Source organism: Streptomyces sp. NPDC006265 (genome assembly GCF_040613555.1).
GTDB lineage: Bacteria > Actinomycetota > Actinomycetes > Streptomycetales > Streptomycetaceae > Streptomyces.
This window is the reverse complement of record NZ_JBEXSH010000660.1, coordinates 1-5180: the sequence shown is the minus strand read 5'-3', so window position 1 is coordinate 5180 and position 5180 is coordinate 1. Positions and strand designations below refer to the sequence as shown.

At 70.8% G+C, this 5180-nt stretch carries 6 protein-coding genes and 1 pseudogene; 2 read left to right on the top strand and 5 right to left on the bottom strand.

Annotated elements, in window-relative coordinates:
• Positions 1-602: pseudogene (locus ABZ281_RS36770) on the bottom strand (aldolase); the annotation flags it as partial.
• Positions 603-796: 194 nt separating this feature from the next.
• Here ABZ281_RS36770 and ABZ281_RS36765 point away from each other — a divergent pair.
• A complete protein-coding gene (locus tag ABZ281_RS36765) occupies positions 797-1702 on the top strand; it encodes an endonuclease/exonuclease/phosphatase family protein (protein ID WP_356662386.1) in 906 nt (301 codons plus the stop codon).
• A 57-nt stretch (positions 1703-1759) separates the two neighbouring features.
• On the opposite strand, the gene ABZ281_RS36760 is transcribed toward ABZ281_RS36765, so the two are convergent.
• From ABZ281_RS36760 to ABZ281_RS36745, 4 genes are all read right to left on the bottom strand, one after another.
• The gene (locus tag ABZ281_RS36760) at positions 1760-2722 is read right to left on the bottom strand and encodes an electron transfer flavoprotein subunit alpha/FixB family protein (protein ID WP_356662385.1); all 963 of its coding nucleotides are present in this window, start codon (positions 2720-2722) and stop codon (positions 1760-1762) included.
• Between the two features lie 57 nt (positions 2723-2779).
• A complete protein-coding gene (locus tag ABZ281_RS36755) occupies positions 2780-3568 on the bottom strand; it encodes an electron transfer flavoprotein subunit beta/FixA family protein (protein WP_356662384.1) in 789 nt (262 codons plus the stop codon).
• 220 nt (positions 3569-3788) lie between these two features.
• Complete coding sequence (locus ABZ281_RS36750) at positions 3789-4280, bottom strand: flavin reductase family protein (RefSeq protein WP_356662383.1); 492 nt, start codon at positions 4278-4280, stop codon at positions 3789-3791.
• An 83-nt stretch (positions 4281-4363) separates the two neighbouring features.
• A complete protein-coding gene (locus ABZ281_RS36745) occupies positions 4364-4765 on the bottom strand; it encodes a thioredoxin family protein (RefSeq protein ID WP_356662382.1) in 402 nt (133 codons plus the stop codon).
• Positions 4766-4843: 78 nt separating this feature from the next.
• On the opposite strand from ABZ281_RS36745, the gene ABZ281_RS36740 reads away from it, so the two are divergent.
• Positions 4844-5180 (top strand): DUF4395 domain-containing protein (locus ABZ281_RS36740; RefSeq protein WP_356662381.1); only part of this gene is annotated, 337 nt, incomplete at its 3' end.

Below are 5180 nucleotides of genomic sequence, written 5' to 3'. Positions count from 1 at the left end.
ACCTGCTCGGCGTACGTCACCTTCGGCAGGGTGAGGACCAGCCCGCCGGGCAGGCCGCCGGCCTCCATCAGGCCGGTGAGGAAGATGTCGAGGGTGCGGATGCCCCGGGCGCGTACGGGCGCTTCCATGCACTTCATGCGGATGCCCATGTAGGGGGCGGCGGTGCGCTCCTCGCAGGCCTCGGCGATGATCCGGGCGGCACGGGCGGCGGCCTCGTCCTCCTCGGCGTCGGGGCGGTTGCCGTAGCCGTCCTCGAAATCGACGCGCAGGTCCTCGATCGGCTCGCGCTCCAGCTTGGCGCGTACGCGTGCGTGGACGGGCTCAGCGAGTTCCTCGGAGAGGCCGAGGACGGCGGCGAAGGACGCGGCGTCCGGGGCGTGTTCGTCGAGGGCCCCGAGGGCCCGCTCGCCCCAGGAGCGGACGGTGTCTGCGGCGAAGACGTCGCCGGGTACGTAGACGGTGTGGACGGGCTGGCGGGTGCCGGGATCGCCGGGGTAGCGGCGCTCCAGCTCCGCGTCGACCGGCGCGAGGGAGGCGCTGATCTCCTCGCTGACCGCGCCCGCGAGGCTCGTCGCCACCTTCTCCTGCTGGCCCTGACCCATCCCGAGACCCTCCTCTTTTCCGCTTTACGGAATCAACAATCCGTAGAGCGAAGTTATCGGCCGACCTTCGGCCTGGTCAACACCGTCTTGAAGTGGGGTTCCCCATCCTTCACCCTTGGTCACCGCCGACCCGCCCTCATCTTCCGTATTCAGAAGGCAAGCTTCATCCTGACGTGCAAGGGGAGGGAGACCACGTGCCGAACGAGGTCGGAGTGACACGCCGCCGCGGGCTCAAGGCAGCGGCGGCCGCCGCCGTCGCAGGACCGCTGCTCACGACCGCGGGCCCCACACAGCCCGCTTCCGCCGGCGAGCACCCGGGCGCCCTGGATGTCATGACGTTCAACGTGCGCTTCGCGACCGTCGTCGACAAGACACCGCGCTGGACCGTGCGCCGACCGGTGATGCGAGAACTGCTGCGCCGCGAGCGACCGCATGTCATCGGCACCCAGGAAGGGCTCTACCGGCAAGTCCGCGCGATCGAGAAGGACCTCGGCGGGCACTACGACTGGATCGGCACCGGACGCGGGGGCGGCAGCAAGGACGAGTTCATGGCGGTCTTCTACGACACGCGCAGACTCGAGCCGATCGAGTTCGATCACTTCTGGCTGTCCGACACCCCGTACACGATCGCCTCGAACACCTGGGACGCGGACTGGCTGCGCATGGTGACCTGGGTCCGTTTCGCCGATCTCGGCGACGGGGGACGGGAGTTCTACGTCCTCAACACCCACCTGGACAGCGTGAGCCAGTACGCCCGGGAACGCTCGGCGGCGCTCATCGGCGAGACGATGGCAGGGTGGGACGGATCGTTACCGGTCATCGTCACCGGCGACTTCAACGCGGCCGCCCACGACAACCGGGTGCACGACCTCATGCTGGACATCGGACTGGTGGACGCCTGGGACACGGCGGCCTCGCGGGGTCCGGCGTACGGGACGCACCACGGCTATGGGGCGCCCAGGCCCGGCGGGCGGCGCATCGACTGGATCCTCACCACCCCCGGGGTGACCACTCACTGGGCCGGGATGAACACCTTCAGCGTGGACGGGACGTATCCGAGCGACCATCTGCCGGTGCAGGCCTCGATGACTCTGGGATGAGAAGAGACCCCCGTGACCGTTCGCGCGGTCACGGGGGCCTTCCACGGCCGGAGTGGATCAGCCCTTGCGGCTCTTGATCTCCTCGGTCAGGGCCGGGACGACGTCGAAGAGGTCGCCGACGACGCCGTAGTCGACGAGGTCGAAGATCGGGGCCTCGGCGTCCTTGTTGACCGCCACGATCGTCTTCGAGGTCTGCATGCCGGCGCGGTGCTGGATCGCGCCGGAGATGCCGTTGGCGATGTACAGCTGCGGCGAGACGGCCTTGCCGGTCTGGCCGACCTGGTTGGTGTGCGGGTACCAGCCGGCGTCCACCGCGGCCCGCGAGGCACCGACGGCCGCGCCGAGCGAGTCGGCGAGGGCCTCGATGATCGCGAAGTTCTCCGCGCCGTTGACGCCACGGCCACCGGAGACCACGATCGCGGCCTCGGTCAGCTCCGGACGGCCCGTCGACTCACGCGGCGTGCGGCCGGTGACCTTGGTGCCCGTGGCCTGCGCGGAGAAGGAGACGCTCAGGGCCTCGACCGCGCCGGCGGCCGGGGCGGCCTCCACGGCGGCGCTGTTGGGCTTGACCGTGATGACCGGGGTGCCCTTGGAGACACGGGACTTGGTGGTGAAGGAGGCGGCGAACACCGACTGCGTGGCCACCGGGCCCTCGTCGCCGGCCTCGAGGTCGACGGCGTCGGTGATGATGCCGGAGCCCAGACGCAGCGCCAGACGGGCGGCGATCTCCTTGCCCTCGGCGGAGGACGGGACCAGCACGGCGGCCGGGGACACCTCGGCGACCGCGGCCTGGAGGGCGTCGACCTTCGGTACGACCAGGTAGTCGGTGTACTCGGCGGCCTCGTGCGTGAGGACCTTGACCGCGCCGTGCTCGGCGAGGGCGGCGGCGGTGTCACCGGCGCCGTTGCCCAACGCGACGGCGACCGGCTCGCCGATGCGGCGGGCGAGCGTCAGCAGCTCCAGGGTGGGCTTGCGGACGGCGCCGTCCACGTGGTCGACGTAGACGAGAACTTCAGCCATGGGACTTCTTCTCTCCTGCTTGCGAAAGATGAGGGACGGATCGCGACTGCGTCGGGCCTAGATGAACTTCTGGCCCGCGAGGAACTCGGCGAGCTGCTTGCCGCCCTCGCCCTCGTCCTTGACGATCGTGCCCGCGGTGCGGGCGGGGCGCTGGGCCGCGCCGTCGACCGTGGTGTACGCGCCCTCCAGGCCGACCTCCTCGGCCTCCAGGTCGAGGTCGGACAGGTCCCAGGACTGAACCGGCTTCTTCTTGGCCGCCATGATGCCCTTGAAGGAGGGGTAACGGGCCTCGCCCGACTGGTCGGTCACGGACACGACCGCCGGGAGGGAGGCCTCCAGGCTCTCGGAGGCGGCGTCGCCGTCGCGGCGGCCCTTGACGGTACCGTCCTCGACGGAGACCTCGGAGAGCAGGGTGACCTGCGGGACGCCCAGACGCTCGGCGAGCAGGGCCGGGACGACGCCCATGGTGCCGTCGGTGGAGGCCATGCCGGAGATGACCAGGTCGTAACCGGCCTTCTCGACGGCCTTGGCCAGGACCAGGGAGGTGCCGATGGCGTCGGTGCCGTGGAGGTCGTCGTCCTCGACGTGGATCGCCTTGTCGGCACCCATGGACAGCGCCTTGCGCAGGGCGTCCTTGGCGTCCTCGGGGCCCACCGTCAAAACGGTGATCTCCACGTCTTCGTCGGAGTTCTCGGAGATCTGCAGCGCCTGCTCGACCGCGTACTCGTCGAGCTCGGAGAGCAGACCGTCCACGTCGTCCCGGTCGACGGTCAGGTCATCGGCGAAGTGCCGGTCGCCGGTGGCGTCGGGCACGTACTTCACAGTGACAACGATCCTCAAGCTCACGCCGGCTCTCCTACTGCATCGTCATTTCCATGCTGCCTACTTGCAGGCAGCATAGGCGCCTCTAGCGTCCGATCCCGGTCGGGGCGAACCCACGCCCCGAGCGAAATATTACTCGTCAGTACACCCAGTTCGTTCCCGCTGAGCAAGCGCTTTGAACTGTGACGTTCGCAACGCAGCGTAACCGGAACTCGACGGTCACGCAGCCCGGGGGACGCCCGGTTCAGTCGCGCAGACGCTGGAATCGGCCCTGGTGGTAGAGGAGCGGACGGCCGGTGCCCGAGGGGTCGCCGTGCACGACCTCGGCGAGCACGATCCGGTGGTCCCCGGCGGGCACGCGCGCGACGACCCGGCCCACCAGCCAGGCCACCACGCCGTCGAGGACCGGGACACCCTCGGGCCCCTCCCGCCAGACGGTGGGCGGGCCGAAGCGGTCGGCGCCGCTGCGGGCGAACGTGGCGGCGAGCTCCTGCTGGTGCTCGCCGAGGATGTGGACACCGACGTGGTCCGCCGCCGCGATCGCGGGCCAGCTGGAGGCGCCGGTGCCGACGCCGAAGGACAGCAGGGGCGGCTCGGCGGAGACGGACGTCAGGGAGGTTGCGGTGAAGCCCACCGGTCCGGCCTCGCCACGAGCGGTGATGACGGCGACTCCCGCCGCGTGCCGCCGGAAGACCGAGCGCAGGAGGTCGGGCGTGGCGAGAAGGTCCGCAGGCATGGGGTCAGGCTGACGATAAATGGTACGCGCAGTCAAGTTCGTTCCATGAGGTGGGAGATGACTCACTGGCGGCGGCACACCCGTCACACCGCCTCCCCCAGCGCGGCGATCACGTCGGCCTTGCGCGGCTGCCCCGTGGCCCGCCGCGCCACGCAGCCGTCGGCGTCGAGGACCAGCACGGTCGGCGTCTTGAGGATGTCCAGCCGCCGCACGAGGTCCAGGTGGGCCTCGGCGTCGATCTCGACGTGGGTCACGCCCGGCACCACCGCGGCGACCTCGCCGAGGACCCGCCGGGTCGCCCGGCAGGGGGCGCAGAAGGCGCTGGAGAACTGCACGAGCGTGGCCCGCTCGCCGAGTTCCGCACCCAGTTCCGCCGCATCGAGCCGCTTGCCGTCGTCGCACCCGCGCACCCGCACTCTCCCGCTCCGCCGCCGTTGCAGCGCTCCGCAGGCGCTCGCCGCCGCGAGCACCACCAGTCCGGTCATCACCTGCTGCAACCGTTCACGAGACCGCAAAGATTCCCGCCCCCTCCACAGGGCCTGGCTGCGGACTGCTTCGTTCCCATGGATATCGATGTGAGGGGGCCGCGCTTCGGCGCGGCCGTCACGGCCGCCGTCCTGGCCGCCGTCCTGGCCGCCGTCCTGGCGGTCGTCCTGGCGGTCGTCCTGGCGGTCGTCCTGGTCACCGGGAGCGCCCGGCTGCCGGCCTGGCAGACGCCGGCGTTCCTGCTCGGCGCGGCGGGCGGCGTCGGGCGCTCTCCCTACGGCCTGCTGTTCGCCAGGGCCGTACGGCCGCGGCTCGGGCCGCCAACGGAGTTCGAGGCGCCCGAACCGCCGCGTTTCGCCCAGGCGGTGGGGCTGCTCTTCGCCGGGCTCGGGCTCGTCGGCTTCACCCTGGGAC